Annotated in this window: 4 protein-coding genes; 1 reads left to right on the forward strand and 3 read right to left on the reverse strand. The window is 65.8% G+C overall.

Annotated elements, in window-relative coordinates; all coding sequences use genetic code 11:
* Positions 1-477: hypothetical protein (locus WBV89_RS03865; RefSeq protein WP_423980026.1), on the forward strand; the 477-nt coding region annotated here is incomplete at its 5' end.
* Between the two features lie 400 nt (positions 478-877).
* On the opposite strand, the gene WBV89_RS03870 is transcribed toward WBV89_RS03865, so the two are convergent.
* From WBV89_RS03870 to WBV89_RS03880, 3 genes are all read right to left on the reverse strand, one after another.
* Positions 878-1,123, reverse strand: coding sequence for an addiction module protein (locus WBV89_RS03870; RefSeq protein WP_423980027.1), 246 nt, complete (start codon positions 1,121-1,123; stop codon positions 878-880).
* A gap of 338 nt (positions 1,124-1,461) precedes the next feature.
* Positions 1,462-2,289 (reverse strand): ABC transporter permease subunit, encoded by an 828-nt coding sequence (locus WBV89_RS03875; protein WP_423980028.1) that lies wholly within the window; start codon positions 2,287-2,289, stop codon positions 1,462-1,464.
* A gap of 42 nt (positions 2,290-2,331) precedes the next feature.
* The coding region (locus WBV89_RS03880) for an AAA family ATPase (protein ID WP_423980029.1) at positions 2,332-3,002 on the reverse strand (671 nt) is incomplete at its 5' end.

A 3,002-nucleotide genomic window follows, 5' to 3' on the forward strand; every position in this document is an offset into this window, starting at 1 on the left:
CTCGTGCCCCTGGCACTCGCGCTCCGGCAGCGGCTCGCCGACCGGGCCCCGATCCTTGCGAACGCCGCCGCGGTGTTCGCCGCGATCTGGGCTGGGCTGATGTACGCCACCGGGATGATCTCCAACATCGGCATCGAGGCCGTCGCCGACCTCGCCGACTCCGACCCGGATCGAGCGATCTCGGTCTGGGCTGCGATCGACACCGTCACCAACGGCCTCGGCGGCGGCAACGAACTCGTCGGCGGAATCTGGATCGGTCTGGTCTCGATCGCCGGGCTCACCACCACACTGCTGCCCCGCTGGCTCAACGTCGTTGGCCTCATCACCGCCGCGGCCGGCCTGGGCACCGTCGTGCCGGCATTCGAGGCGGTCGAAATGGTCTTCGGGCTCGGCTCGATCGTCTGGTTCATCGGTGTCGGTGTCACGCTGCTCGGACGTTCCGGCAGCGTAAGTTCCGGCAGCGCAGAGCGTCGATGAGCGCCACCCCGCAGGCGCCGTGCATGGCGTCGGCGTCGCCGAAGGCGCCCGGTCGCAGTGTGCGAGAACGCATGGTGAAGGTCTGAGCAGCGGTTTCGCGTGGAGCGGATGACGGGAATCGAACCCGCGTTCTCAGCTTGGGAAGCGATCCGAGCCAGATCGCATCGCGCCTGCTCAGGGCACGTTTTGCCTGGCCAGAGGGGGTTCTCGGCGCTGCTCGGGGCCTCCGATGTTGTGCCGAGAACCACCCTGATTCGCGCTGCTCTAGGCACGAACTAGGCACGCCGCCGTCGCCTGATCGTGTCACGGCCGAGACTATGAGGATCAGGAGCCGACGCAGCCGGGCAGGACAGGTCACTCACGGCGCGAGTCGGTCGATCCAGGAAGCGGACCGATCGGGTCACCGCTGAGCGAACTGCCGCTCAGCGTCGGTGCGAACCTCGTCCCAGGGGACGGTTCGGCTCACGCCGGAGCGCACTCGTTCGACGCGCCGGCGAATCTCATCGGCCCAAACGTGCTCGAGCTCGTCGTCGGTGATCTCGTCGGGGGGCTGCAGACTTGCGAGGAGTTCGGCTGCGATGTCGGCGCGTTCGCTGGCGGGGAGATCGAGCGCTTCGGCCAACACCGTTCGTCCGATCTCCGTCATGGTGACACGGTAGCAAGCGACGCCAGCGGGATGACGCCGGCATGTCCGCCCCGTGCAGCAGGGGAAACCACACGGCAAGCCTCCCTGCGCATCGCCGACACGCCTGAGGCGGTTGGCCGGTCTGACGCGCATTATCGCTCGGGTCGGCGTGCGCAACGTGCCGGCTGTGGGCGGTTTCGAGATGATCGCTCGTGAACATTCTGAGCTGAACGGGCAGACGCCGGATGCGGTGAAATTATCCCGGCGTTGTTCGCTTGCTTGTCCACGGTCGCTCTGCTCCGTGGTGCCGACGGCGCTTCCCGCTTGGGGCTGACCATTGGTAGTGCGTCGGTTCACTACTAGTTGTTGTCTCGTCGGCAGAGCAGCACGGTTCCGACGGCGAGCGCAAGGGTCGCGTAGCCGCCGAAGACGAGGGCGTTCTCGGCGTTGGAGAGCGTGGCGCTGAGCGTTTCGGTGCTGGCGGCGGGGTCGTCGAGTGGGAGCAGTCCGTTGCCGGCGACGAACGGCAGGAGGCGGGAGAGTCGTTGATCGAGGAATGCATAGAGCAGACTCTCGACGACGAGCCACCACACGAGGAGTCCGGAGATGGCAGCTGTGCTGTGGCGGGCGATCATGCCGATTCCGAGACCGAGTACCGACGCCAGCGACACGAAGAGGACGGCCCAGAGACTGGTACCGAGGATGCTCGAGGTATCGCCGGTTTCGATGTCGGAGGCTGATGCGCCGGCGAGCCCGGCGGCGAGGCCGGCTGCTCCGAGCACCGCTCCGAACGCTGCGGCAGTGATGGTCTTGGCGGTTGCGATGGCGAGACGCGCAGGCCGAGCGGTGAGGGTCGGGCCCAGGGTGCCGTGTTGTGCCTCGGAGCTGAAGATCAAGATCCCTGCGACCGCGGCGAATACTGCGGTGAACAGGGTCGAGAACGCGAAGACCTTGTCGACGAACAGTTCCCCTTCGTCGGTGACGAAGTTGGCGATGGCCCACGAAACCACTCCGTTGAGTGCGATGGTCAGGGCGAGGATGGCCGTGTTCGATCGGATGGTCGAGAGCTTGATCCATTCGCTCTTGAGTGTCGTTGGCAACGCCTTGAGCGTGTCGTTCTGTGTCCGTGCCGCCGGTTGATCGGCGGCTGGCATCTGGTCGGTGGGTTGGTACGTGATGGTCGTCATTGGTTGGTTCCTTGCGTCGATCGTTCGGAAGTTGGGCTGTGTTCAGGCGGCTGCGAACTCGGCGGACGCCTCGGTCATGTCGAGCAGGGTGTCTTCGAGCGACTTGGCGGTTTCGGTGAGCTTGGTGAGTTGGATCCGGTTGTCGAAGGCCAACTGGGAGACGTGCGTCCTCGTGACTCCTCGGATCATCAGATGGCGGCCGACGGTGTCCACAGCAGCGCCCTCGGCGGAGAGCAGAGCGATGAGCTCCGCAGAATCAGGGGTCTCGACGACGACCTGAACGTCGTTGAGTTCGGTGATCTCGTCGAGCGACTTGGCGGCGAGGAGCTTTCCGCCACCGATGACAACGAGATCGTCGGCGAACATGGCGAGTTCGCTGATGAGGTGGCTCGACACGAAGACGGTGCCACCTCTGTCCGCGAAGTCGCGGAGATAGGTGCGCAGCCAGCGGATGCCGTCTGGATCGAGTCCGTTGGCTGGTTCGTCGAGGAGCAGGACTTCGGGGTCACCGAGCAGTGCGCCTGCAAGCGCCAATCGTTGGCGCATACCGAGCGAGAATCCGCCTGCTCGCTGCGTTGCTGCCGTTTCGAGGCCGACGATGGCGAGGACCGTTTCGACCCGTGTTGCGGGGATCCCGGCCACTGCGGCCATTGCCCGGAGGTGGTTGCGGGCGCTGCGCCCGGGGTGCATGACTCGGGCATCGAGTACGGAGC

Source organism: Ilumatobacter sp., from assembly GCF_049588435.1.
Classification (GTDB): Bacteria; Actinomycetota; Acidimicrobiia; order Acidimicrobiales; family Ilumatobacteraceae; genus Ilumatobacter_A.